Annotated in this window: 20 protein-coding genes and 1 tRNA gene; 17 read left to right on the top strand and 4 right to left on the bottom strand. The window is 57.1% G+C overall.

Annotated features, from left to right (window positions below; all coding sequences use genetic code 11):
• The first annotated feature begins 22 nt into the window (after window positions 1–22).
• Window positions 23–1,030, top strand: a complete 1,008-nt coding sequence (locus ACQUWM_RS02445) for an NAD-dependent epimerase (protein ID WP_407000339.1) — start codon at window positions 23–25, stop codon at window positions 1,028–1,030.
• A gap of 46 nt (window positions 1,031–1,076) precedes the next feature.
• Here ACQUWM_RS02445 and ACQUWM_RS02450 read toward each other — a convergent pair whose 3' ends face one another.
• From ACQUWM_RS02450 to ACQUWM_RS02460, 3 genes are all read right to left on the bottom strand, one after another.
• Window positions 1,077–1,898, bottom strand: coding sequence for an RluA family pseudouridine synthase (locus tag ACQUWM_RS02450; protein WP_428921058.1), 822 nt, complete (start codon window positions 1,896–1,898; stop codon window positions 1,077–1,079).
• Window positions 1,899–2,044: 146 nt separating this feature from the next.
• Window positions 2,045–2,121 (bottom strand) — tRNA-Val (locus ACQUWM_RS02455).
• A 54-nt stretch (window positions 2,122–2,175) separates the two neighbouring features.
• The gene (locus ACQUWM_RS02460) at window positions 2,176–3,126 is read right to left on the bottom strand and encodes a DMT family transporter (RefSeq protein WP_428921059.1); all 951 of its coding nucleotides are present in this window, start codon (window positions 3,124–3,126) and stop codon (window positions 2,176–2,178) included.
• A 219-nt stretch (window positions 3,127–3,345) separates the two neighbouring features.
• Here ACQUWM_RS02460 and ACQUWM_RS02465 point away from each other — a divergent pair, with 219 nt between their 5' ends.
• On the top strand, window positions 3,346–3,762 hold the full coding sequence (locus ACQUWM_RS02465) for a helix-turn-helix transcriptional regulator (RefSeq protein WP_407000343.1): 417 nt from the start codon (window positions 3,346–3,348) through the stop codon (window positions 3,760–3,762).
• Window positions 3,763–3,783: 21 nt separating this feature from the next.
• Here ACQUWM_RS02465 and galU read toward each other — a convergent pair whose 3' ends face one another.
• Window positions 3,784–4,620, bottom strand: a complete 837-nt coding sequence (gene galU, locus ACQUWM_RS02470) for a UTP--glucose-1-phosphate uridylyltransferase GalU (RefSeq protein WP_407000345.1) — start codon at window positions 4,618–4,620, stop codon at window positions 3,784–3,786.
• Window positions 4,621–4,974: 354 nt separating this feature from the next.
• Here galU and ACQUWM_RS02475 point away from each other — a divergent pair, with 354 nt between their 5' ends.
• From ACQUWM_RS02475 to ACQUWM_RS02545, 15 genes are all read left to right on the top strand, one after another.
• Window positions 4,975–6,084 (top strand): ShlB/FhaC/HecB family hemolysin secretion/activation protein, encoded by a 1,110-nt coding sequence (locus ACQUWM_RS02475; RefSeq protein WP_428921060.1) that lies wholly within the window; start codon window positions 4,975–4,977, stop codon window positions 6,082–6,084.
• Window positions 6,085–6,196: 112 nt separating this feature from the next.
• Complete coding sequence (locus tag ACQUWM_RS02480; RefSeq protein WP_407000347.1) at window positions 6,197–6,877, top strand: GntR family transcriptional regulator; 681 nt, start codon at window positions 6,197–6,199, stop codon at window positions 6,875–6,877.
• Between the two features lie 97 nt (window positions 6,878–6,974).
• Complete coding sequence (gene prpB, locus ACQUWM_RS02485) at window positions 6,975–7,862, top strand: methylisocitrate lyase (RefSeq protein ID WP_406985115.1); 888 nt, start codon at window positions 6,975–6,977, stop codon at window positions 7,860–7,862.
• Window positions 7,863–7,974: 112 nt separating this feature from the next.
• Entirely contained in the window at window positions 7,975–9,105 is a 1,131-nt protein-coding gene (gene prpC, locus ACQUWM_RS02490; protein WP_428921061.1) for a bifunctional 2-methylcitrate synthase/citrate synthase, read from the top strand.
• A 125-nt stretch (window positions 9,106–9,230) separates the two neighbouring features.
• A complete protein-coding gene (gene acnD / locus ACQUWM_RS02495) occupies window positions 9,231–11,843 on the top strand; it encodes a Fe/S-dependent 2-methylisocitrate dehydratase AcnD (RefSeq protein ID WP_428921062.1) in 2,613 nt (870 codons plus the stop codon).
• Window positions 11,844–11,906: 63 nt separating this feature from the next.
• On the top strand, window positions 11,907–13,085 hold the full coding sequence (gene prpF / locus ACQUWM_RS02500) for a 2-methylaconitate cis-trans isomerase PrpF (protein ID WP_428921063.1): 1,179 nt from the start codon (window positions 11,907–11,909) through the stop codon (window positions 13,083–13,085).
• Window positions 13,086–13,164: 79 nt separating this feature from the next.
• Entirely contained in the window at window positions 13,165–14,649 is a 1,485-nt protein-coding gene (gene prpD / locus ACQUWM_RS02505) for a 2-methylcitrate dehydratase (protein WP_428921064.1), read from the top strand.
• A gap of 208 nt (window positions 14,650–14,857) precedes the next feature.
• Window positions 14,858–15,616 (top strand): PEP-CTERM sorting domain-containing protein, encoded by a 759-nt coding sequence (locus ACQUWM_RS02510; protein WP_407000355.1) that lies wholly within the window; start codon window positions 14,858–14,860, stop codon window positions 15,614–15,616.
• 198 nt (window positions 15,617–15,814) lie between these two features.
• The gene (locus ACQUWM_RS02515; RefSeq protein WP_407000357.1) at window positions 15,815–17,227 is read left to right on the top strand and encodes a TIGR03013 family XrtA/PEP-CTERM system glycosyltransferase; all 1,413 of its coding nucleotides are present in this window, start codon (window positions 15,815–15,817) and stop codon (window positions 17,225–17,227) included.
• Between the two features lie 62 nt (window positions 17,228–17,289).
• On the top strand, window positions 17,290–17,934 hold the full coding sequence (locus ACQUWM_RS02520; RefSeq protein WP_428921065.1) for an XrtA/PEP-CTERM system exopolysaccharide export protein: 645 nt from the start codon (window positions 17,290–17,292) through the stop codon (window positions 17,932–17,934).
• 50 nt (window positions 17,935–17,984) lie between these two features.
• Entirely contained in the window at window positions 17,985–19,514 is a 1,530-nt protein-coding gene (locus ACQUWM_RS02525; protein WP_428921066.1) for an XrtA system polysaccharide chain length determinant, read from the top strand.
• Entirely contained in the window at window positions 19,511–20,407 is an 897-nt protein-coding gene (locus tag ACQUWM_RS02530) for a polysaccharide biosynthesis protein (protein WP_407000361.1), read from the top strand. Before ACQUWM_RS02525 ends, ACQUWM_RS02530 begins: the two co-directional genes overlap by 4 nt.
• 61 nt (window positions 20,408–20,468) lie before the next feature.
• Window positions 20,469–21,686 carry an outer membrane beta-barrel protein gene (locus tag ACQUWM_RS02535; RefSeq protein WP_428921067.1) on the top strand — a complete coding sequence of 406 codons (1,218 nt, stop codon included), beginning with the start codon at window positions 20,469–20,471 and terminating at the stop codon, window positions 21,684–21,686.
• A 39-nt stretch (window positions 21,687–21,725) separates the two neighbouring features.
• Window positions 21,726–22,637, top strand: coding sequence for an XrtA system polysaccharide deacetylase (locus ACQUWM_RS02540; RefSeq protein ID WP_428921068.1), 912 nt, complete (start codon window positions 21,726–21,728; stop codon window positions 22,635–22,637).
• Window positions 22,638–22,657: 20 nt separating this feature from the next.
• Window positions 22,658–23,815, top strand: coding sequence for a glycosyltransferase family 2 protein (locus ACQUWM_RS02545; protein WP_428921069.1), 1,158 nt, complete (start codon window positions 22,658–22,660; stop codon window positions 23,813–23,815).
• Window positions 23,816–23,818 lie beyond the last annotated feature (3 nt).

Below are 23,818 nucleotides of genomic sequence, written 5' to 3' on the forward strand. Positions count from 1 at the left end.
AATGGACTATGGAGAAGCAGCCTTGAAAATCCTTGTTACGGGAACCGCCGGTTTCATCGGTTCGCACCTGGCTCACCGCCTGCTCGATCGCGGTGACGAGGTGATCGGAGTGGATAACGTCAACGACTATTATGACGTCAACCTGAAAGAAGCTCGCCTGGCGAGACTAACCGATCAACAGGGCTTCACGGAGGTGCGTAAGGATGTTGCCGACCGGGAGGCCATGGAAGCGTTGTTCCGCGAGCATAAACCGGAGCGGGTCGTACACCTGGCGGCCCAGGCCGGTGTTCGCTACTCCCTGGAAAACCCGCATGCCTATGTGGACGCGAACCTGGTTGGCTTCATGAATATTCTGGAAGGCTGCCGCCACAACAACGTGAAGCACCTTGTATACGCCTCCAGCAGCTCTGTATACGGCGCCAACGAAGCCATGCCATTCTCCGTGCATGACAACGTGGACCACCCCCTGAGCCTCTATGCGGCCTCCAAGAAGGCCAATGAGCTGATGGCCCACACTTACAGCCATCTGTACAACATGCCGACCACGGGACTTCGCTTCTTCACGGTGTACGGCCCGTGGGGCCGGCCGGACATGGCGTTGTTCATTTTTACCAAAAAAATACTGGCCGGCGAACCGATCGACGTCTTCAACCATGGCCATCACAGGCGGGATTTCACCTACATTGATGACATCGTGGAAGGCGTGATCCGTACCCTGGACCATGTGGCCGAACCCAACGATGACTGGAGCGGCGAGAAGCCGGATCCGGGCACCAGCAAGGGGCCGTACCGTCTCTACAATATCGGCAGCAATAATCCGGTGGAGCTGTCCCGGTTTATCGAGATCATCGAGGAGCGGGTGGGCAAAAAGGCAGAGAAAAACCTGCTGCCACTGCAGCCGGGGGATGTGCCGGCCACCTACGCCAATGTGGACGATCTGATCGACGATGTGGGGTACAAGCCATCCACCACGGTGGAAGAGGGCATTGCCAACTTCGTGGACTGGTATCGGGATTTCTACAAGGTGTAACGGTAAGCGTCGCTATGAAGGGCCAGCTTATGCTGGCCCTTTTTCGTTAAGCCGCAGACACTACATCGTTCAATTCAGGAGGCAGGCGCAGCAGGCGCTTCTTGCCGGCCAGCGGACAACTGAACTCGAGCTCCGCCGCTACCAGTTGGAGGGGCAGTTTGTCTGCAGTGCCGTACAGCCGGTCACCAATAATCGGGTGGCCCAGCCCGGCGAGGTGTTGCCGGATCTGGTGTTTTCGTCCGGTTTCAATGATCACTTCGACAACGGTACTGGCTTCGGACGCCTCACTTGCCAGGGTGCTGACGTGGCTGATGGCTTCTTTGTCGTCCACCGGTGTGTCGATGGTCAGCGCCTGTGCTTCCAGATGCCCGCACACCCGGGCGTGATACACCTTTCGCAGGGCGCGTCCGGCAAAACATTCCGACAGGGCTGCCGCTGCTTTGCCGTCGTGGGCGATAAGCATCAGTCCTGCCGCATCCGCATCCAGCCGGTGTACCAGAAAGCAGGGTTTGCCCAACTGCACCTCCGCAACCCGCATCAGGCTGCAGTGATCCCCCCACTGGGAACCCTGGGCCAGCAGCCCGTGGGGCTTGAACCATACGCTGTAATGACCAAAGTCGGTCAGAAGCTCCGCCGGCTGCGGTTTTCGGGCCAGTACAATGTCATCGTAGAACAGTTGCAGCCGTGTTCCGGCTTTCACCTCCCGCTTCGCCTTGCGCAACCGCACTTGCTTCCCCTTGTGGGTCCAGCGGCAGGCGCCTTTGGCCATGGCGTCCTTGATGCGCTGTTTGGACAGCCCGGTCGCTTCGCTGAGGGCATCGACAGCGATCTGGGGCTTTTTCAGAGTAAGGTCTACGATGGTGCGCATGAGGCTATGGGTTCCGGGTGAGGCGGAAGCCGGGATCGGCTGGGGAAAGATTATATCACTCAGCGAAGGGGCAGGGGGCTGAGGATCGGGCACAAAAAAAGCCAGTTCTTACGAAGCTCGCAAGTAACTGACTTTCTTCACAGAATTGGTAGGACCACCCAGATTCGAACTGGGGACCTCTACCATGTCAAGGTAGCGCTCTAACCAACTGAGCTATGGTCCTGTCTCTGCAACGGGGAGGAAATATACTGATTCCGGCGGTGCGGGTCAACCACTTTTATGCGGTCTTTCGGCTTCGCAGCCAACCTTTCAGTGCCTTGCTGATAACGCCCCAGCGATTGACCAATAAAGCAGCAAAAATAAGCCCGCAACCGGCCAGTTGGGACGGGCTCATGGTTTCGGAGAACCAGCCGGCAGCGAACAGCGCGACCCACACCGGTTCCAGTACCAGGATCACCACGCCATGGCTGTTTGCTGACAGGCTCTGGGCGTAGGTTTGCAGCAGGAAACGTCCGGCGGTACCGATCACCGCACTGGCAAACACCCACCAGACAAGGATGGGCGGGAAATCGTTGAGCAATGGCTGCCAGGTCTCAAGCACCAGGGATTCGATCAGCGTCAGCGTGCCAACAGTGAGCAGGGCGATAGCGGTCAGCGGTAATGCCGGTACCCGGTGTTTTTCGACGGTCTCGCCACGGCGGTTGATCACCGTTCGCTGATTGGCGGCGCGGGTATTGAGGGTGAAATACAGAGCAAAGATAAAGGCCGCCATCACAAAGAACAGCTGCCCGATTTCTGGCCGGAATCCATTCTTCAGGGACAGCAGGGCCAGGCCGGCCACCGCGATAGGGATGGCAATCCAGGTGCTGGTGGGCTGGTCTTCCTTGAAAACGACGCGGGCAATAACCGGGACTATCACGACCCCAAGGCTGATCAGGAAGGCGCCTTCACCCACATGGGTGCCGTGGAACAGACCCATGATCCAGCAACTCATGGCGGTCCCGAAAACCAGGCCCACACCGACGCTGCGGCGTATCTGGTCCGCGCTGAGCCGTCGCAGGGAACGACTGGCCAGAATGGCCAACAGCCCGCCTGCCATCAGAAATCGCACCGCCATAAAAAGCAGCGGCGGCATCAACAGTACGGCTTCTTTGGAGAATATCCAGCTGATGGCTGCCAACAGGGTAACAACTACCAGGAACAGGTCGGATTTGTGGGCGTCGGACATCAGGGTCGCACTTCATCTGTGGTTCATAAGTTTGGAGAGCGAAACAATGTATAGCTTGCGAACTAGAAAAGAAAGTGGGGGGTATTACGGAGCCGATTGTGTATAACGCTGTATGTACGTTACATTTCCAGATTGATTCACTGTTTGGGATTTTTCTTCAGGACTGGAGTTCCGGAAGATCCGGGGCGAATGTGGCCTATAGGGCAGAGGCATTGAGCTATGCGGTACCTGCAAACCTTTAACCGTCGCCTGCGGCAAATCCGTGAAGCCGGGCATTTGTCCCGTGAGGATGTAGCGCGGATGTGCGGTGTGGACGAGGCCCGGGTCTCCAGTTGGGAAGCGTCGGACACCAAACAGCGCAGCTATCCTGGCGTAGCGGAACTGCTGGACGTATGCATTCATACCGAAACACCACTGGAAAGCCTGGTGGATCTTGATGCCGGTGCCGATAACGGGCAGTTGGAGCTGCCTGGCCTGGCGTTCAGCAATAGCGATGACCTGGGAGTGGCGCTGGCGGAGCTCGAAAAGGAATTGAGCCGTGTTCAGCTCTCAGAGGAGGAGTTGGAACTGTTGCGCCGGTTCCGCAAAACGTCCGGGGAAAACCGGCGCATGATTCTTCAGATCCTGGGCCGGTAGTCCGGCCCTGATACCTTACCCTTACTTGCCGTTCTTGTAGATGTTCTCGTACACGTAATTGGTGGCGTCCACGAAACCGTCTATGCTGCCGCAGTCGAACCGCTTGCCCTTGAATTTGTAAGCCAGAACACAGCCATTCTTTGCCTGCTCAAGCAGTGCGTCGGTAATCTGGACTTCGCCATTCTTGCCCGGAGGCGTGCGCTCGATGATGTCGAAAATATCCGGCGTCAGGATGTAGCGCCCAATAATCGCCAGGTTGCTGGGGGCATCTTCCGGAGCGGGCTTTTCAACCATGTCGGTGATGCGGTACAAGCCGTCTTTCATGGACTCGCCGGCAATCACGCCGTACTTGTGGGTCTCGTCAGCAGGCACTTCCTCAATAGCGACAATGGAGCAGCGGAACTGGTTGTACAGCTTCACCATCTGGGTCAGGACACCCTCGCCGGCACCGTCTTCCACGCAGAAATCGTCCGCCAGAACCACCGCAAAGGGGCTGTCGCCTACCAGGTTACGACCAGTCAGGATTGCGTGGCCAAGACCTTTCATTTCGTTCTGACGGGTAAACGCAAACGTGTTGTTATCAATCAAATCACGGATGGAGGTCAGCAGGCCTTCCTTGCCCGAGCCGGCTATCTGGTGTTCCAGCTCGTAACTGATGTCGAAGTGATCTTCGATGGCGCGTTTGCCCCGGCCCGTAACAAAGCCGAATTCATGAATGCCGGCTTCCGCGGCTTCTTCCACGCCGTACTGGACCAGCGGTTTGTTAACAATCGGCAGAATTTCCTTGGGCATCGCCTTGGTCGCTGGGAGGAAGCGGGTGCCGTACCCGGCAACGGGGAAGAGGCACTTTCTGATCATAACGTTCGTCCTTATATCGTTTTGGAGGCACTGCCTGTGAAGAAGGCGGAGTCACAAAGTGTGCCAAGTGTAACCAAGATGCCGGCCTAAATGGAGGTCTCTGTTCAGATATGTAGAGATTGGTAAATCTGCCCAATGTTGCGGGTTTCGGGTGTCCTTTTGATTTTTCTGGAAAAAGCTTTCAGAAGGTTTTGTAAAGTGCTGTTCTGTATAGACATCGAGATTGTAAAATTAGGCAACGGCGAATGGATTTGTGGCGGCTGATGTCATACATTCCTGCTTTGATGAATTTTGATTAATGTTTGGCCGGCGTTTTGTGATTCCAGATTTTGCCGCCGGCCGGGGACAGCGACTTTGATCCGTTTGATATTGCTTGCACTGCTCGGGTGCGCATTCAGCCACAGCCTTTATGCCAAAGCGACCGACCGCGCGCCTGACAACGGCTGGCGGTCCCTGCTGACGTTTTCCGGGCAATCCTCCCACACCAGAGATGGCCTCGACGGTCGGCTGGGGGTTGCTGTGGATGAGATCCTGGGGGAGCAGCAGTCGCTTGGCCTGAACTTTCATGACTCAAAATCCAACCGGGATAAAAACCAGTCACGGGCGCTCAAACTGGGATTCAGCTTTCCGCTTGGCGCCACCAGCCTGAGCCTGACCGCCCGAGACTACCAGTATCAGCATTCGGTCAAGGACGGCGACCGGCGGTACGATGCCCGCAATGAATCCAGCGTACTGTCGCTCTCAGGCTCCCGTTTCCTATTCTCCCGTTACGGCATCGCCCTGAACGGTGTGGTTAACCATACCGGACGTGACACCCGAACACTTGAGCAGGGGCGCCTGGTGACTGACGGGGCCTATGAATTGTCGTCATTGGGTGTTAAGGGCCGGTGGAGCCAGGGCCTTTGGGCGGGGTTGCATGCCAGTACGGAAATGGTGGCCATGGGTGGCCGTGAATACTCGGCATCGGACTATCCGTTAAAGGCGGACGTTGACGAAGAAGCGCGGTTCTACAAGCTTTCTGTTAACGCCTCCCTTGAAAGGGAGATTTTCCGCTGGGGGTGGGAGCTCCGTGGTCGCTACCAGTTTGCGGATGAAGATCTTCCTGGTTCCGAACGAGTTATGGTGGCGGGGCCATCCTTGCTCGCGGGATTCAACGGACAGTCTCTGTATACCCATGAAGGTGGCTGGCTGAGGATGCGCACGCTCAGCCCGCCATTACAGGTTCCGGTTATGGATCATGTGTTATCAAACGTTGGCTTCTCTTTGCTTCACGGCTGGGCTCCTTACGCCGGGGCGGCGGACGGTCAGTGTGGCAAGGCCGCCGGCGCGCAGGTGTCACTCAGGCTGACCGGTCGGTCCTTTACTGCCAATGTCAGTGTTGGTCGTATGTTCCGGGCATCCAGCCTGGCCATGGCGGTGCCGGAGCACCCTGATGTGCGCTTCTCCCTGTCGATGGGGTTGTGACTGTCGCCAACTGCCTGTCGACAAAATGCCATTCCTGAATTTTCGGATTGTTGACAATAAACCCCCTGAGGCGTAAATTCCGGTTCATTGAAGTCACTATTGTTGACAAAATATGCCGGAAGTTATCTCTCAATCCTACACGCGCGCCGACGAGGCCTTCGATTGTCTGCAAACGGCTATCGTAAAAGGCGATCTCTCTCCGGGCGAAAAGATCGGCGAAGTCGAGTTGTGCGCCCGCTTTAATCTCACCCGTGGCCCGTTGCGTGAAGCGCTGGGGCGTCTTGAATCCCGTGGTCTTCTGATACGCCGCCCCCATGCCGGGGTAAAAGTGGTGTCGGTGAGCACCGAGGAGTTGATGGAGCTTTATCGCATCCGCGAGATAATGGAAGGTCTCGCTGCCCGCCAGGCCGCGGAGCGCATGACAGATGCAGAAATCGCGGATCTCTACGCCACCCTCGACAGCCATGAAACGATGATTGAGCAGGCCCAGGGCCAGGCTTACTATCAGGCAGAGGGGGATTACGACTTTCACCACCGGATCGCCACCGGAAGCCGCAACGCCAAACTCGCACAAATGCTGCTGGGTGATCTTTACTACATGGTCCGGATGTATCGTTATCGACTGAGCACCGCCTCCGGCCGGCCGCATATGGCTCTGGGCGAGCACCGCCGGATAGTGGAAGCCATCGCCCAGCGGGACGGAGAACTGGCGGAATTTCTGATGAAGCGCCACATCAATGCCGCCCGCCAGAATATTGAGAAAAAGATTAAAGAAGGTGGTTTAACCATCTAAAAATAAAGGAAGTGTATGTCGGTTATACCGGTGAACGGCACAGTGAGCCGCAGGCGTAATCCGACAAAAAGAATCCACCAGAGAAGAGGCCAACACCATGTCCAAAAAACTCAGCCCCGGCGCCCGCTTCCGCAAGGCCCTGAAAGAAAACACCCCGCTACAGATTGTCGGCACTATTAACGCATACTCCGCGATGATGGCGGAGCGGGTAGGGCACCAGGCGATCTACCTGTCCGGTGGCGGCGTCGCAAACGCCTCCTACGGCCTGCCGGACCTTGGCATGACCTCCATGAACGACGTGGTCGAAGACGTCCGTCGCATCACTGCCGCGACCGACGTGCCGCTGCTGGTGGACATCGATACCGGCTGGGGCGGCGCCTTTAACATCGGCCGCACCATCCGTGAAATGGAACGTGCCGGCGCTGCGGCGGTCCACATTGAAGATCAGGTTGCCCAGAAGCGTTGTGGCCACCGCCCGAACAAGGAAATCGTTTCCCAGGAAGAAATGGTTGACCGGATCAAGGCCGCTGTGGACGCCCGAGAAGACGATGACTTTTTCATCATGGCCCGTACCGATGCCTTCCAGAAAGAAGGCCTGGAGGCCGCCATCGAGCGAGCCAAAGCCTGCATCGAAGCTGGCGCCGATGGCATCTTTGCCGAAGCGGTGACCGAGCTTGAGCACTACAAGGCATTCTCCGAGGCTCTGGATGTACCGATTCTGGCCAACATCACCGAATTCGGCGCCACGCCGCTGTACAACCGCAAGGAACTCGCCGAAGCCGGCGCCGATATGGTGTTGTACCCGCTGAGTGCCTTCCGCGCCATGAACAAAGCGGCCTTGATGGTCTACGAGAACATCCTGGAAAAAGGCGATCAGAAAGATGTTGTCGACCTGATGCAGACCCGGATGGAACTGTATGATTTCCTGAACTACCACGATTTCGAGCAGAAGCTGGATCAGTTGTTCCAGCAAAAGAAAGGTTAACGACACTTTTGTTCCTTCTCCCCTGGGGGGAGAGGGGAGCTATAGACATGTAGGTCGGATTAGCCGAAGGCGTAATCCGACACCCCAGACAAAACGATGAGGGAGAACAACAATGGCTGAAGCAAAAAAACTGAGTGGCGCAGGCCTTCGTGGCCAGGTAGCTGGTGAAACTGCACTGTGTACCGTCGGCCAGAGTGGCGCCGGTCTGACCTACCGTGGTTACGACATCGCCGATCTGGCGGAGAAAGCCCAATTCGAGGAAATCGCCTACCTGTTGCTTCGCGGCAAACTGCCCAACCAGCAGGAACTGGATGCCTACAAGCAAAAACTCCAGAGCCTGCGTGGCCTACCAGCTGCGCTGAAAACCGTTCTGGAGCAGATTCCCAAGGATGCGCACCCGATGGACGTGATGCGCACCGGCTGCTCCATGCTGGGGAACCTGGAAACCGAGCAGGATTTCAGCGAGCAGGACGACAAGATCGACCGCATGCTGGCGGTTTTCCCGTCGATCATCACCTACTGGTACCGCTTTGCCCACGAGGGCGTGCGCATCGAAACTGACAGCGATGTGGACTCAATCGGCGGTCACTTCCTGGAGCTGTTGCACGGCAAAAAGCCCAGTGAACTCCATGAAAAGGTAATGAACGTCTCCCTGATTCTCTACGCGGAGCACGAATTCAACGCCTCAACCTTTACCGCCCGTGTATGCGCCTCCACGCTGTCGGACATCCACAGCTGCGTAACCGGTGCCATCGGTTCACTGCGCGGCCCGCTGCACGGTGGCGCCAACGAAGCTGCCATGGCACTGATCCAGAAATTCCAGACTCCGGATGAAGCCGAAGAAGGCCTGCTGGGCATGCTGGAGCGCAAGGAAAAGATCATGGGCTTCGGCCACGCGGTCTACAAGGATTCCGACCCGCGCAACGCCATCATCAAACAGTGGTCTAAAAAGCTGTCGGAAGAAGTGGGTGACACCGTGCTGTACCCGGTATCCGAGCGTTGTGAAGCCGTCATGTGGCGCGAGAAGAAGCTGTTCTGTAACGCCGACTTCTTCCACGCATCCGCGTATCACTTCATGGGCATTCCGACCGAGCTGTTCACGCCGATCTTCGTGATGTCTCGCGTATCCGGCTGGACTGCCCACGTTAAAGAGCAGCGCGAGAATAACCGCATTATCCGCCCGAGCGCCGATTATACTGGCCCGGCGGACGCAAAGTGGGTGCCGATCGACCAACGGCCGTGATGTGACTTCAGGCTTGTAGGTCGGATTACGCCGTTGGCTAATCCGACCTACATATTATCGCCATCAGCCACGTAGGTCGGATTAGGCGAAGCCGTAATCCGACAAACCAGAATCAAGGTACCCCCATGAACACTGAATACCGTAAATCACTCCCGGGCACCGACCTGGATTATTTCGACACTCGTCAGGCCGTGGAAGACATCCAGGCCGGCGCGTATGACAAACTCCCGTATACGTCCAAGATCCTGGCGGAGCAGCTGGTTCGCCGCTGCGCCCCGGACATGCTGACGGACTCCCTGAAGCAGCTGATCGAGCGCAAGCGCGACCTGGACTTCCCCTGGTATCCTGCCCGGGTAGTCTGCCATGACATCCTCGGTCAGACCGCCCTGGTGGATCTGGCTGGCCTGCGTGATGCCATCAAGGAGAAGGGCGGTGATCCGGCGAAGGTCAACCCGGTCGTTCCGACCCAGCTGATCGTGGATCACTCCCTGGCCGTCGAAGCACCGGGGTTCGATCCGGATGCGTTCGAGAAGAACCGCGCTATTGAAGACCGCCGCAACGATGACCGTTTCCACTTCATCAACTGGACCAAGACCGCGTTCAAGAACGTGGACGTGATTCCTCCGGGCAACGGCATCATGCACCAGATCAACCTGGAGAAGATGTCCCCGGTGGTTCAGAACCGCCCGGATGGCGAAGGAAAGCATGTTGCCTACCCGGACACCTGTGTGGGCACTGACAGCCATACTCCGATGGTAGACGCCCTGGGGGTTATCTCCGTAGGCGTAGGCGGCCTGGAAGCGGAAAGCGTCATGCTCGGCCGTGCCTCCATGATGCGTCTGCCGGATATCGTCGGCGTGGAGCTGACAGGCAAGCTGCAACCGGGCATCACCGGTACCGATATGGTTCTGGCGATTACCGAGTTCCTGCGTAAGGAGCGGGTGGTCGGTGCGTATCTGGAATTTTACGGTGAAGGCGCAGACAGCCTGACCGTGGGCGACCGCGCCACCATTTCCAATATGACGCCGGAATACGGTGCTACGGCCGCCATGTTCTACATCGATGGCCAGACCATCGATTACCTCAAGCTGACCGGTCGTGAAGACGATCAGGTAGCCCTGGTCGAAAAGTTCGCGAAAGAAACCGGTCTGTGGGCCGACAGCATGAAAAACGCCGAATACGAGCGTGTGCTGAAATTTGATTTGTCATCAGTGACCCGCACGCTGGCTGGCCCGTCCAACCCCCACGCGCACCTGCCGACCTCTGAGCTGGCCAAACGCGGCATTGCCGGCCAGTGGGAAGAGGAAGAAGGCAAGATGCCGGACGGCGCATGCATCATCGCCGCCATCACCAGTTGCACCAACACCAGCAACCCCCGCAACATGGTGGCGGCCGGCCTGATTGCCCGTAACGCCAACAAGTTGGGGCTAACCCGCAAGCCATGGGTAAAGACTTCCCTGGCGCCGGGTTCCAAGACGGTGAAAATGTATCTGGAAGAAGCCGAACTGATGCCGGAGCTGGAACAGCTCGGTTTCGGTGTCGTGGCCTTCGCCTGTACCACCTGTAACGGCATGAGCGGTGCTTTGGATCCGAAGATCCAGCAGGAAATCATCGACCGTGATTTGTACTCCACGGCGGTATTGTCCGGTAACCGGAACTTCGACGGCCGGATTCACCCGTACGCCAAACAGGCGTTCCTGGCGTCGCCGCCGCTGGTTGTGGCCTATGCCATCGCCGGCACCATCCGTTTCGATATCGAGAAGGATGCCCTGGGGTACGATAAGGACGGTAACCCCATCACCCTGAAGGACATCTGGCCGGACGACGCGGAAATCGATGCCATCGTGAAATCCAGTGTGAAGCCGGAGCAGTTCCGCAGCACCTATATTCCGATGTTCGATATCACCCGGGATGCCCAGGCCAACACCAACCCCAACTACGACTGGCGGCCCCAGAGTACCTACATCCGTCGCCCCCCGTATTGGGAAGGCGGCATGGTGGGTGAGAAAACCCTGAAGGGCATGCGACCGCTGGCGGTGTTGCCGGACAACATCACCACCGACCACCTGTCACCATCCAACGCCATCCTGATGGACAGCGCAGCCGGTGAATACCTCCACAAGATGGGCGTGCCGGAGGAAGACTTTAACTCCTACGCGACTCACCGGGGCGATCACCTGACGGCGCAACGGGCCACCTTCGCCAATCCCAAGCTGTTCAATGAAATGGTGCGGGATGAAAACGGCGATGTGAAGCAGGGCTCTCTCGCGCGGATCGAGCCGGAAGGCAAGGTCACCCGCATGTGGGAAGCGATCGAAACCTACATGGAGCGCAAGCAGCCGCTGATCATCATCGCCGGCGCGGACTATGGTCAGGGTTCCTCCCGTGACTGGGCCGCCAAGGGTGTGGCGCTGGCGGGTGTGGAAGCCATCGTGGCCGAGGGCTTCGAGCGCATCCACCGGACCAACCTGGTGGGTATGGGCGTGATGCCTTTGCAGTTCGAGGAAGGCACAACCCGCAAGACCCTGGGTATTGATGGCACGGAAACCTTCGATGTGGAAGGCACGCCGGAGCCCCGTGCGGTGCTGACGCTGATCATCCACCGGAAGAACGGCGACTCCGAGCGGGTGCCGGTGATCTGCCGCCTGGATACCGCTGAGGAAGTGTCGATCTACAAGGCCGGTGGTGTGTTGCAGCGCTTTGCCCAGGATTTCCTGGAGTCCGAAGGGGCTGCGTAATCTTAGGAATGTCGGATTACGGCCCTTCGGGCCTAATCCGACAAGAAAGGTAAAAGGTACCCTATGCCTACCAAACCCCAAATCAGAATCCCCGCCACCTACATGCGCGGCGGCACCAGCAAAGGCGTGTTCTTCCGCCTGCAGGACCTGCCGGAAGCCTGCCAGGTCCCCGGCGAAGCCCGGGACAGGCTCCTGCTGCGGGTCATCGGCAGCCCCGATCCCTACCAGAAGCAGATCGACGGCATGGGCGGTGCCACGTCCAGCACCAGTAAAACCGTCATCCTGACGGAACCCACTCAGCAGGATCACGACGTGGATTACCTGTTCGGTCAGGTCTCCATCGACAAACCGTTTGTGGACTGGAGCGGCAACTGCGGCAACCTGACCGCTGCGGTGGGTGCGTTCGCCATCAACGGTGGCTTTGTGGCCAAGGACCGCATCCCCGAAAACGGCACCTGTACCGTCCGCATCTGGCAGGCCAACATCCGTAAAACCATCGTGGCTCATGTGCCGATCACCAATGGCGAAGTCCAGGAAACCGGCGATTTTGAGCTGGACGGGGTGACATTCCCGGCCGCCGAAGTACAGGTGGAATTCATGGACCCGGCCGATGGTGAGGGCTCCATGTTTCCCACCGGTAACCTGGTGGACGATCTGGACGTACCCGGCGTGGGTACTCTGAAAGCCACCATGATCAATGCCGGTATCCCGACCATCTTCGTCAACGCGGAGGACATCGGGTACAAGGGCGCCGAGTTGCAGGACGACATCAACAGCGATCCCAAAGCGCTGGCCATGTTCGAGACCATTCGTGCCCACGGCGCGGTGAAAATGGGGCTGATCCAGAACATCGAGGAAGCCGCGAACCGTCAGCACACCCCGAAAGTGGCGTTTGTCGCCAAGCCGGTGGATTACGTGTCCTCCAGCGGCAAGTCGATCGGGGCAGGGAATGTGGACGTGCTGGTGCGCGCTTTGTCCATGGGTAAGCTTCATCACGCCATGATGGGAACCGCAGCGGTGGCGATTGCAACGGCATCCGCCGTTCCGGGAACCCTGGTGAACCTGGCCGCTGGCGGCGGTGACCGTACCCATGTGACCTTTGGGCATCCGTCCGGCACCCTGCGGGTTGGCGCCGAGGCAAAGCAAGTAGACGGTCAGTGGACCGCCACCAAAGCCATTATGAGCCGCAGCGCGCGGATCCTGATGGAAGGCTGGGTTCGGGTACCGCAAACCGCTCAGTAATGACCTAGACTTACCTTTACCGGGTAAGTCAGCCGTTATTCATGGCCGTCCCTCATCCGTCCGGAAAAGGAGAGCGCCAATGAGCAGCAATGTAGACCAGAACGTTCGACCGGATTACGACGATGTCCTGCAGAAAATTGCGGACTACGTCCTGACCTACGAGGTCGACAGCGAAGAAGCCTGGGACACTGCCCGCAACTGCCTGATGGACACCTTGGGGTGTGGCTTACTGGCATTACGCTTCCCGGAGTGTACCAAGCACCTGGGGCCCATCGTTGAGGGTACGGTGGTACCCCACGGCGCACGGGTGCCTGGCACCTCCTTTCGCCTGGACCCGGTTAAGGCCGCCTGGGATATAGGCTGCATTGTGCGCTGGCTGGATTATAACGATACCTGGCTGGCGGCGGAGTGGGGGCATCCATCGGACAACCTGGGCGGCATCCTGGCGGTCGCGGATCATCTTTCCCAGAAGCGCGTGGCCGAAGGCAAGGACGCCATCACCATGCGCGCGGTTCTGGAAGCCATGATCATGGCCCATGAAATCCAGGGCGTGCTGGCGCTGGAGAACTCGTTTAACCGGGTAGGGCTGGATCATGTGGTGCTGGTCAAAGTGGCATCAACCGCAGTTACCGCCAAACTCATGGGCGCCAGCCGCGAGCAGTTATTGTCTGCGCTGTCCCATGCCTGGGTGGACGGCCAGTCCCTCCGTACATACCGCCATGCACCCAATGCCGGCTCCCGCAAATCCTGGGCGGCAGGCGATGCCACCTCCCGGGCGGTACGCCTGGCGGATATCGCCCTGCGCGGCGAGATGGGTGTCCCCGGCGTCCTGACGGCACCCCAGTGGGGCTTCTACGATGTGCTGTTCAGCAAGACCAACAAAGACCAGAAACTGAAACCGAAGGACCAGCAGCGGTTCTCCCTGCCGCAGGATTTTGGCTCCTATGTGATGGAAAACATCCTGTTCAAGATTTCCTTCCCGGCGGAGTTCCACGCCCAGACAGCAGCCGAGGCGGCCGTTACCCTGCACCCGCAAGTGAAAGACCGGCTTGATGACATCGACCGGATTGTCATCACCACCCACGAATCCGCTATTCGCATCATCTCCAAGGAAGGCTCGCTTGCCAATGCCGCGGATCGGGATCATTGCCTGCAATATATGGCGGCGGTTCCCCTGATTTTCGGCAGCCTGACGGCAGAGCACTACGAAGACGGCTTTCACAAAGCAAACCCGATCATCGACGATATCCGCGCCAGAATGGATATCGTGGAAGACGAGCGTTATACCCGCGAGTACCTGGAGCCGGACAAACGCTCCATTGCCAACGCCATACAGGTGTTCTTCAAAGACGGATCCAGCACCGAGCAGGTGGCGGTAGAGTATCCCATTGGCCACAGGCGGCGAAGGAAAGAGGGCATCCCGCTACTTGTGGGCAAATTCCGTAACAACCTGGCCACCCGGTTCCCGGCTCAACTTTGCCATCGCATTGTCGATATGTGTACCGACCAGGAAACGCTGGAATCGACGTCGGTTCAGGAGTTTGTCGGTCTGTTTGTTATCTGAGTCTTTCCGTCGATGCAAAGGGCGCGCGGGATTGATAATGCGGCTTACGGATATGTCGCTTTTGAAACAGTACGTAGTCAGGAATTTTTACATCGAAAAATACAAGAATAAATAAGGCATTGATAAAAAAGATAAAAATAAGTTGGCCCTTCAATTGCTTTGTAGTGGATGTCGCAGTAAATGGACGACCACACAAAGGAGTGAGGAAATGAAAAGGGCTCTTGCAACAACAACGGTAGGGATTGCTCTTGCGTCATTGTTCTCGGTGTCGGCTGCTAACGCCGCCGTGATGAATGTGACCCTGAGTGGGCCAGGAACGGCAACCGCAGAAGCCGCAGAGGCGACTTTTCTGTCGTACCTCAAAGACACTACCACGGAAGACTTTGAAGGCTTTACCGCCGCCACGGATTCATCCGGCCAATTCGTCAATATCAATACCGGCGTTGGCACGTTTACCCAGCTCCAGACCGCGGGAAACGGCGCCACAGAGGCATGCAATGACGGCGGCTTCAGCTGTACGGGTGGATTAGCAGTTCTGGATTCCACAACCAGTCCGTTCATTGGGCGGTATCCGCTGCCGGACGAACCAGGTAACAACAACTGGCTCGACAGCATGGACTCCCAGGAAATGCAGTTCTCCATCAGCGGGATGTTCAAGGCTGTGGGGTTCTACATGACCGACCCCAATGACGTTGGTGGCCTGCTGGATATCGTCTTTGAGGACGACACCACGGCAACCTACAGCATGAATGACATCTTCACGGGTGCACAGGGCGAGGGCGCAGCGTATTACCTGGGCTTTATCAGCGATGTTGCCATTACCTCCCTGGTGTTTAAATCCAATCACACCAATGACGGATTTGGTATCGATAATGTGACAGTTGGCCAGGTTCCCGAGCCCGGCACTCTGGCTCTTATGGGCCTGGGGCTTATGGGAATTGGCATGATGCGTCGCCGCAGAGGCTGACCGAGTAGCTGCTGTAAAAAAAACAAACAACGCAACCCGGTTTCCGGGTTGCGTTGTTAACTTTCTTTACAGGTAGTGTCGGAAATTTTATCGATTTCGTTGAAGTTACAAAAAATTACATTACACTTGTTGTTGACAGCAGATTCCGTTGCATGGGATGCACGGTGCCAGTTCGAGTGAACAACAAAAGGAGTTGACGTGGCCCACGTCAGATTGTTCAGGCATTACATTCATGTCCCCTTTGTTATTTTGGGCCTGATAGATTTTTTTGTGCTGGTTGGCAGTTTCCTTCTGGCCACGTTCTTCCGTTATTTCGGCGATCTGACGTACTTCCTGGAAAGTCTTCGCGTCCTGATTCCCTCCGCCGTAATCTTCGCGCTGGTTTGCCTGTTGGTCATGATTGCGATCGGTGTTCATCAATCCCATGTCGAAGAAGGCATGTCGGGGATGATGCTCAGAACGATCATGGCCCTGATTGTGGCGGTTCCGGCATCCGGATTTACCTACCTGCTGGCCAGTGACTGGCTTTGGTACCTTGGATCCAGTGGTGTACTGACGTCGGCCTCGGTATTTGGCTTCTTTCTGCTGGGCATTGTGCGTTCCATCTTTTTCGCCGTGGCCGGCCGGGACGCCTTCAAGCGGAAAGTGCTGGTTCTGGGTTCGGGCTACAGGGCGCGGCAATTGCTGGAGGATCTGAGAACCCCGTTTAACCGCCAGGGGTTCAAGTTAACCGGATTCGTCCCCCTCCCCGGAGAGCACACCGAAGTGGCGGAGGAGCACCTGCTTCAATTGCCTTGCACGCTACACCAGCACATCTTGCGCCACCCCGTGACTGAGATCGTGGTGGCCGTGGATGACCGCAGGAAAGGGTTGCCTATGGATGACCTGCTGGAATGCAAGATGGAAGGCGTCAAGATTATTGACGGTGCAACCTTCTACGAACAGGAATCCAGAAAAGTGGCCCTGGAAATGATTACCCGCGGATGGCTGGTTTTTTCTGACGGCTTCACCGTTTCTTCTGTGTTCGGAATCGGGAAACGTTCACTGGACATCATGGCGGCTACCACGCTGCTTTTGGCCAGTTTGCCGTTCATGATTCTGACAGCCATCGCGATCAAGATTGAAGATGGCCTGAAATCTCCGGTTTTCTACAGCCAGGAGCGTGTTGGGCTCAATGGCAGGATATTTCAGGTTCACAAGTTTCGCTCAATGATTACTGACGCCGAGAAAAATGGTGCGGTGTGGGCGAGCAGGGATGATGCCCGGGTGACAAAGGTCGGTGATTTTATCCGTAAGGTACGGATCGACGAACTGCCCCAGATATTCAATGTGCTGAACGGAACCATGGCGTTCGTGGGGCCTCGGCCGGAGCGCCCGGTCTTCGTTCAGCAGCTGTCGGAGAAAATTCCCTTTTACAGTGAGCGACACCGGGTAAAGCCGGGTCTGACCGGGTGGGCTCAGCTATGCTTTGCCTATGCGGACAACGAAGAGGACACCCGGGAGAAACTTCGTTACGACCTTTATTACATCAAAAATCAGAGTTTGTTGCTGGATTTGTTGATTATAATTCAGACAGTGGAAGTGGTATTGTTCAAAAAAGGATCAAGGTAGTTTCGGGGTTGTGCTGTTCCCGGAACATGGAATGAAGCAAGGACTTGTAGAGAGGATTCACAATGTCACGGATGTACTCCTTCGCGGGAATTTCCCTGCTACTGGCGGCGGTAGCTTTGGTTGCCGGTTGTGCCAGCCCATCTCCCTCCTCACCGGAGAAAATTCGGCGTGCCCTGAACGTCGACACATCGACCAGCGTTGATGAATACGTACTGGGTGCCACTGACGTGGTCAAGGTTTCGGTCTGGCGAAACGACGATCTGAGCATCACCGTGCCGGTACGACCGGATGGCAAGATTTCTGTGCCTCTGGTTGGCGACGTCCAGGCCAGTGGCCGCACGCCGGTCGGACTGGCGGAGGAGATCGAAAGCAATCTTGCCCAATACATCCGCGAGCCGCAGGTCAGCATCGTGGTGACGTCGATGGGCAGTCACGAATACAGCGATCGCGTGAGGGTAACCGGAGCGGTGCAGCAACCGGTGTCCGTCCCCCACCGTGCGGGCATGACAGTGCTTGATGTTGTACTTGGCGCTGGCGGCGCCACACCGTTCGCGGCACTGAATAACTCGATGCTGTATCGCAAGGTGGGTGGTGAAGTCGTCGCCATTCCCGTCCGGCTTGAGGACATCCTCAACAACGGCGATGTCGAGACCAATTATGCGATACGCCCTGGCGATATTCTCAGTGTTCCCGAGCGGAATTTCTGAGCGTCGGTCGCACCGTGAAACTCTACAGAATCTAGTGTGGGTTGTACGCTATGGCCTTACCTCTATCACAATTACCGGTTGAAATCGTCAGGGAAGTGCGGGCAAGGAAATGGCTGACACTACTGCTATTCGTGGTTGTCAGTTTCGGTGTCCTGGCAACCGGCTTCCTGTGGCCCTACAAGTACGAGTCGGAAACCATCATCTTCATCGACGACCAGAACATTATCCGGCCTTTGATGGAAGGCAGCGCCGTAACCACGGAAATCAACGATCGGGCGTCCGCCGCGAAAGAGCTGCTATGGAGCAGGAGCGTGGTGGAGAGAGTCGCGGTTGATGAAAGTATTTTCGGCGAAGGAGCGGCTGATATTGATCCCGAGCAGCTGGAAGGGCGAATTGGTTACCTGCGGAATAACCTGATCGTTCGACCAAGAGGGGATACCTACTTCGCCATTGGTTTCCGGTCTGAATCGCCGATGCAGGCATTTCAGGTTGCCCAGCGAATGGGGCAGCTGTTTATCGAGGAAAGCAATGAGCGTAAGCGTGCCGAGAGCCGTAACGCCTATGAGTTCATCAATAAGCAGGTCAAAAGCTACGAAAGCCAGTTAGCAGAAGTGGAGGCCCGCCTTAAACAGTTCCTGTCCGAAAACGTGGATGGTACGGAAGGGGCAGCGAACAACCGGATGGCCAGCCTGAGAAATCAGCTGGAACTGGCGGAACTCGAGCGTGCCGAGCTGCAAACCCGGGCGCGGTCCCTGGAAAACGAACTGAACCGGGTAAACCCCACCATTCGTGAGGGCCGGACGGCGGATGCCTACCAGAACAGGATCAGTTCTCTCGAGGAACAACTGGATAACCTGCGGCTGCGTTACCACGATACCTACCCGGACATTGTCATCCTGAGGGAGCAGCTGCAGGAACTACGGCGGCAGCGTGCAAGAGCCATGGCTAACCAGGACGAGAGCGTCCTTTCGCGGGGCGGTGAGGAAGTGTCCAACCCTGTTTACCAGGAGATCCAGTCCGAGCTGTCCCGCACCAGGGCCAACATCCAGACCATCAACACCCGCATCAACTCTTTTGAGCAGTTGCTGGCTGAACAAACCAGGCGGATGGAGCGGATACAGGAAAACAAGGCCCAGTACTCCGACCTTACCCGTGACATGGAAGTGAACAAACAGATTTACGACGACCTGCTGAAACGCCGTGAAAGGGCGCGGGTGTCCATGCACCTGGATGTGGAAGGGCAGGGCCTGAACTATCGGATCAACGAGACCGCGCAGTTCCCGTTGGGCGCCTCTGGCCCCAAATTCTCAACCTTTGCGGTGGCAGGGCTGTTCCTGGGATTGCTTGCGCCGTTTGGACTGGCGGCGGGGCTACTGCAGATCGATCCCCGGGTAAAGGCAAGGCAGCAACTGGAAGACGACATCGGTTTACCGGTCCTGGTTGAGCTTCCTCAAGTGAGAACACCGTTCGAAATACGCCGTGACCGCCGGGTAACGGTGCTGGTGGGGGCATGCGCGATAATTGCAGTGGCTGTTTACATCGCCCTGGTAGTTGCCTCAATGATGGGAGTAATCGGATGACCGAACATAACGACAAAGTCGAGGCCCCACTGGACAACGATGATGACCAGATAAGCGCCCGGGATGACAACAAAACGGGTGAAGAGAATTACTGGTTACGTAGAAAAAACGACCTGAACGGGGAGGGCGTTCCCTACTCCGAATGGGATGATTCCAGGATGCTGGTACCCAGTTCCCTGGAACTGGGCCCCGGAGCCGTTGACCGGTATGTCATCAGCAAACAGATCGTTCGGATGCAGGAGCCCCGAAAGCTCACGCCGGATGATATGGATGAGCGGCGGATTATCTACCCCGAATCCAGCAACCGACAATTGGTTAATCGGTTCCGGGATCTGCGGACCAAGTTGCTGGAAGCGTCCGGTGGCAACAACTTCACACTGGTGGTCAGCGGTGCTTCGTCTGGCGCGGGTGCGTCTTTCGTGGCACTGAACCTGGCGGCGGCTTTTGCGTTCGATCAATCCAAGACCGCCCTGGTGATCGACTGCAATCTCAGGGATCCGTCCCTCCACACCACCCTGGACATCATGCCGGAAACCGGCCTGACGGATTTTCTGGATGATCCCGATTACGACATCGCCCGCATCCTTTACCCGACCGGAATTCCGCGGCTGCGGTTGATTCCTGCTGGTAGCCAGAGGGAAATGCCGGCGGAATTTTTCACATCCTTCCGGATGAAACAGTTTCTCCAGGCGGTGAGAAGGCGCTACCCGGATCGGTTTATCGTACTCGATACCGCATCCATTACCGAATCGCCGGACGCCCGTATTCTTGCAGAGCTGTGCGATTACGCCATGCTGGTGGTGCCCCATGGGCGCATAACACCGAAAGTGGCGGAGCAGGCGGCCACAGCCTTTCATTCCGAGAAATTTGTGGGAGCCGTGGTCAATGGTTAGGAGCGAGGTATCAGAGAGGATTCGACCGTGGCAACAGTGTGCCCTCGGGATACTCACGGTCATGCCAGGGCTTGTTATGGCGGCCCCCGCGACGATATCGGGTGGTTTGGAATCGCGCTACTCGGACAACGCGCGACAAACGGCTTTTGATGAAGAATCCGATCTGGAAACGCGGGTCAGCGTTGGGATTCAGCACACCTCCGATCCAGGGCAGTGTAATTCCGATCTTGGCGCCAGGTTCGGTTACGGTTACTGGCTGGATGATACCTTTGATCCGGAAACCTACACCAACCTCGACTTCATGGGCGATTGCCAACTGGGTAACAACGTAGTCTGGCAAGTGACAGATCAGTTGAGGGACGTAGTGCAGGACAGCCGGGTCAGTAACACCCCGACCAACCGGACCCGCAAGAATGTGTTTCGTACCGGCCCGTTAGTGACATTTAACCTCGGGCCCGTGGACCAACTGTTCCTGTCTGCGCAGTATGAAAATACGGAATACAGCGAGCCGGAAGAGACCGATAGCGAGCGCTACATCGGAAGCATCGGCTGGGACCATTTCTTCAGCTCAACGTTCACCGGCGGGTTCAGTGCCAGCGTGAACCAGGCAGAGCTGGATACGGAGGAGGAGATCGACCGCGAAACCCTGAACGCCACCTTCAGCAAGACCTGGGCGGCAACCAGCATGCGGGGCTCAGTGGGTTACAGCCAGATTGAATCCTCGCTCAATAACAGTGACCGGGAAAGTGACGCCATTGTCGGTGACCTGATCCTGACCCGGGATATAAACCCGACCACCGAATTAACACTGGAGGCGAGCCGGGAATTAACGGACCAGACCTCGGACTTTGATATTCGGTTCGGAGATTTTGTGTTCAACCTGGAGCAGACCAGCGCGGTGGAAGTGTCGGCCATACGGTTGGGGCTGGGAAAGGAGTTCAGCGGTGGTTCCAGCCTGTCCGCCGCGGCGTACGCCAACCGTTCCGAGTACCTTGATTTTGAGACAGAAGAGGAACGCTCGGGGGTCAGTGCGGATTACCGACGCCCCATCACCGGTCAGCTGACAGCAACGCTCGGGGTGGGTTACGACTTCCTGACCTACGAGGACGATGACACAGAGGATGTACTTTTTCGGGCCAATGCCGGTATCGATTTTCAGCTCAACCGTAAGCTGAGCGTGATCAGCCGAGTAGGTCACGAGCGGCGTGACAGTGACATCACAACCCGCGAGTTCGACGAAAACTGGATTTTAGTCGGGCTTAACTATCAGTTTCTTTAGGGCGGAGACCCACGCATTCGTTAGGCAGGGAATAAAGCCATGAATGGAAACATACAAAACGCACTTACCGTGGACGTGGAAGATTACTTCCAGGTCGCTGCGCTGGCCGAGGCTGTCAGCCGCGATGACTGGTCGTCCATGGAGTACCGCGTTGAAGCCAACACCGACCGTTTGCTGGCTCTGTTCGAGCAGACCAATACCCGGGCAACGTTCTTTGTGCTGGGCTGGGTCGCGGAGCGATCGCCCGGTCTGGTTCAGCGTATCCGGGATGCAGGCCACGAAGTGGCGAGCCACGGCTACAGCCATCAGCTCATATATACGCAAACGCCGGAGGTGTTCCGGGAAGAAACCCGGCGGTCCAAACAGATTCTTGAGGACATTACCGGCGAGCGGATAAGCGGGTATCGCGCCGCCAGTTACTCGATTACGGCGCAGTCGCGCTGGGCGCTGGATATCCTCTGGGAGGAAGGTTTCACCTGGGATTCTTCCATCTTTCCCGTTCATCATGATCGATATGGCATGCCCGGAACCCCACGCTGGCCCCACCGCGTCAAAACCGATCTGGGGCGTGAACTGGCGGAATTTCCGCTCAGTACGCTGAAACTCCCCGGATACACGCTACCGATTGCCGGCGGCGGATACTTCCGCCTGTTTCCTTACTGGTTCAGCCAATGGGGTCTTGGGTCTATCAACCGCCAGGGCCAGCCTTTCGTTTTTTACCTGCATCCCTGGGAAGTGGACCCGGGCCAGCCCAGGATGAAGGTGAAATGGCTGTCCCGGTTCCGCCACTACAATAACCTGGACGTGTGTGAGGCGCGGCTGGAACGGTTACTGAAGCGTTTCAGTTTTACCACCATGTCTGACGTGCTCAAGGCAAGCGGGGTTCTGGAACCCGCGTTTGTGGCTGGTGGCCGGGATGTCACCAACAGCCAGGTACTAAGAACCCTGTAACACCTCATGGATGAATGACAATGCTGAAACTGCTGTTCTGGCTGTCACTGCTACTGCTGATGTATATCTACGCCGGCTATCCGTTACTGGCGAGGATGCTGGCAGCCTTTCGCCCGATACCAGTGAATCGGGAGGACGGTTATCGGCCGTCGGTCTCGATTGTGATCGCAGCTTTTAACGAAGCGGCTGACATCCGCGCAACGCTTGAGAATAAGCTGGCGCAGCACTACCCATCTGAATTGCTGGAAATCCTGGTGGTGTCCGACGGTTCCGACGACGGTACCGACGACATCGTTACCACAATCGCCAGTGAAGCCCGGTGCCCGGTACACCTGGTGCGCCAGGAGCCGCGCCAGGGCAAGACGTCCGGCCTGAACCTGCTGATTCCCCGGGCAACGGGAGACATCCTCCTCTTTGCCGATGCCAACTCCCACTGGGATGTCAACGCCATCAACTACCTGGTCAGCAACTTTGCCGACCCGGACGTGGGTTATGTCACCGGGAAAATGGTCTATGCCAATCAGGATGGCTCCCTCGTTGGTGATGGTTGCAGCGCCTATATGAAGTATGAGAACCGGCTTCGTGAGTATGAGACCCAGCTGGGGTCCATAGTCGGTGTGGATGGCGGCATCGACGCCATGCGTAAATCCTTGCACCAAACTTTGCAAGCGGACCAGTTGCCGGACTTTGTTCAGCCCCTGAAAGTCGTGGAACAGGGGTATCGTGTGGTGTATGAGCCGCGCGCGTTGCTGAAGGAAAACACCAACGACGATAGCGACAGTGAATTCAGCATGCGGGTTCGTGTCGGGCTGCGTGCCCTGTGGGCCCTGAAGGACATGGCGCACCTGATGAATCCGTTCCGATTTGGGCTGTTTGCGCTGCAGATGGTGTCCCACAAACTGCTGCGCTACCTGGCTTTTATTCCCCTGGCGATGTTCACGATCACAACCCTGGCGCTCGCCCCCAGGGGCGGATTCTATTCCGTCTGCCTGTTTGGTCTGATCGCCTTGTACGGATTGGGTTGGGTCGGCCGTAGAAACGAGGTTCCGGGGCAAAATCTGTCATTTCTGTATTCCGCTCCTTACTACTTCCTGCTCCTGAACGTCGCGTCCTTCAAGGCTACGCTCGCTTTCATAAAAGGGGAGAAGAAGGTGGTCTGGAATCCGAGGAAGGGATAACTA

The organism is Marinobacter sp. DUT-3 (assembly GCF_050379435.1).
Lineage (GTDB): Bacteria > Pseudomonadota > Gammaproteobacteria > Pseudomonadales > Oleiphilaceae > Marinobacter.

What these genes read in the sequence shown, in the direction of transcription:
- ACQUWM_RS02520 (WP_428921065.1), top strand. Translation starts at nt 17,290, where the DNA reads ATGTCACGGATGTACTCCTTCGCGGGAATTTCCCTGCTACTGGCGGCG.
- ACQUWM_RS02460 (WP_428921059.1), bottom strand. Translation starts at nt 3,126, where the DNA reads ATGTCCGACGCCCACAAATCCGACCTGTTCCTGGTAGTTGTTACCCTG.
- prpB (WP_406985115.1), top strand. Translation starts at nt 6,975, where the DNA reads ATGTCCAAAAAACTCAGCCCCGGCGCCCGCTTCCGCAAGGCCCTGAAA.
- prpF (WP_428921063.1), top strand. Translation starts at nt 11,907, where the DNA reads ATGCCTACCAAACCCCAAATCAGAATCCCCGCCACCTACATGCGCGGC.
- galU (WP_407000345.1), bottom strand. Translation starts at nt 4,620, where the DNA reads ATGATCAGAAAGTGCCTCTTCCCCGTTGCCGGGTACGGCACCCGCTTC.
- ACQUWM_RS02545 (WP_428921069.1), top strand. Translation starts at nt 22,658, where the DNA reads ATGCTGAAACTGCTGTTCTGGCTGTCACTGCTACTGCTGATGTATATC.
- prpC (WP_428921061.1), top strand. Translation starts at nt 7,975, where the DNA reads ATGGCTGAAGCAAAAAAACTGAGTGGCGCAGGCCTTCGTGGCCAGGTA.
- ACQUWM_RS02525 (WP_428921066.1), top strand. Translation starts at nt 17,985, where the DNA reads ATGGCCTTACCTCTATCACAATTACCGGTTGAAATCGTCAGGGAAGTG.
- ACQUWM_RS02530 (WP_407000361.1), top strand. Translation starts at nt 19,511, where the DNA reads ATGACCGAACATAACGACAAAGTCGAGGCCCCACTGGACAACGATGAT.
- ACQUWM_RS02535 (WP_428921067.1), top strand. Translation starts at nt 20,469, where the DNA reads ATGCCAGGGCTTGTTATGGCGGCCCCCGCGACGATATCGGGTGGTTTG.
- prpD (WP_428921064.1), top strand. Translation starts at nt 13,165, where the DNA reads ATGAGCAGCAATGTAGACCAGAACGTTCGACCGGATTACGACGATGTC.
- ACQUWM_RS02510 (WP_407000355.1), top strand. Translation starts at nt 14,858, where the DNA reads ATGAAAAGGGCTCTTGCAACAACAACGGTAGGGATTGCTCTTGCGTCA.
- ACQUWM_RS02540 (WP_428921068.1), top strand. Translation starts at nt 21,726, where the DNA reads ATGAATGGAAACATACAAAACGCACTTACCGTGGACGTGGAAGATTAC.
- acnD (WP_428921062.1), top strand. Translation starts at nt 9,231, where the DNA reads ATGAACACTGAATACCGTAAATCACTCCCGGGCACCGACCTGGATTAT.
- ACQUWM_RS02465 (WP_407000343.1), top strand. Translation starts at nt 3,346, where the DNA reads ATGCGGTACCTGCAAACCTTTAACCGTCGCCTGCGGCAAATCCGTGAA.
- ACQUWM_RS02480 (WP_407000347.1), top strand. Translation starts at nt 6,197, where the DNA reads ATGCCGGAAGTTATCTCTCAATCCTACACGCGCGCCGACGAGGCCTTC.
- ACQUWM_RS02450 (WP_428921058.1), bottom strand. Translation starts at nt 1,898, where the DNA reads ATGCGCACCATCGTAGACCTTACTCTGAAAAAGCCCCAGATCGCTGTC.